The organism is Actinomadura rugatobispora, from assembly GCF_042656285.1.
In the GTDB taxonomy this organism is placed as follows: domain Bacteria; phylum Actinomycetota; class Actinomycetes; order Streptosporangiales; family Streptosporangiaceae; genus Spirillospora; species Spirillospora rugatobispora.
On the sequence record NZ_JBHSON010000247.1, the window covers coordinates 1 to 1,167 of the forward strand.

1 protein-coding gene is annotated in these 1,167 nt (G+C 68.7%); it reads right to left on the reverse strand.

Features of this window, described 5'->3' with window-relative positions; genetic code table 11:
- A partial coding sequence (locus ACFPZN_RS56135; protein WP_378293619.1) for an aldehyde dehydrogenase family protein occupies positions 1 to 1,167 on the reverse strand: 1,167 nt, incomplete at both ends.

Here is a 1,167-nt window from a genome sequence, read left to right on the forward strand (position 1 = left end):
CCCCGACTCCTTCAACCCCCCGAACGGCGAGGCCGGATCGAACTTGTTGAAGGTGTTGGCCCACACCACCCCCGCCCGCAACCGCTGCGCCGCCCACAAGATCCGCGACCCCTTCTCCGACCAGACCCCCGCCGACAGCCCGTACGGGGTGTTGTTGGCCTTGACCACCGCCTCCTCAGGAGTGCGGAAGGTCAGCACCGACAACACCGGCCCGAAGATCTCCTCCCGCGCGATCCGATGCGACTGGGCCACCCCCGTGAACACCGTCGGCGCGAACCAGAACCCCCGCTCCGGCAACGCACACTCCGGCGCCCACCCCACCGCACCCTCGCTCTCACCCGAAGCGGCCAACTCCCGGATCCTCTCCAACTGCGCCGCCGAATTGATCGCCCCCACATCGGTGTTCTTGTCCAGCGGATCCCCCACACGAAGGGTGCGCATCCGCGTCTTCAACCGCTCCAGCAGCGGCTCGGCGACCGACTCCTGCACCAGCAACCGCGACCCGGCGCAGCACACGTGCCCCTGGTTGAAGAAGATCCCGTTCACGATCCCCTCCACCGCCTGATCCAGCGGAGCGTCGTCGAACACGATGTTGGCGGCCTTGCCACCCAGTTCAAGCGTCAGCTTCTTGGAGGTCCCCGCAACCGCGCGGGCGATCTGGCGGCCCACATCGGTGGAGCCGGTGAAGGCGACCTTGTCGATCCCCGGATGCTCCACCAGCGCCCGCCCGGTCTCCCCCGCACCGGTGATGATGTTCACCACGCCCGGCGGCAGGCCGGCCTGGACGCAGATCTCGGCGAAGGCCAACGCCGTCAACGGGGTCGTCTCCGCCGGTTTGAGGACCACGGTGTTCCCGCACGCCAGCGCGGGCGCGATCTTCCACGCCAGCATCAGCAGCGGGAAGTTCCACGGGATCACCTGCCCCGCCACCCCCACCGGCCCAGGATCAGGCCCGAACCCCGCATGGCCCAGCTTGTCGGCCCACCCCGCGTAATAGAAGAAATGCGCCGCCACCAGCGGCACGTCCACATCCCGCGACTCACGGATCGGCTTGCCGTTGTCGATCGACTCCAGCACCGCCAGCTCACGCGAACGCTCCTGCACCAACCGCGCGATCCGGAACAGGTACTTGGCCCGCTCCCGACCCGGCATCGGCCCCCACACCCG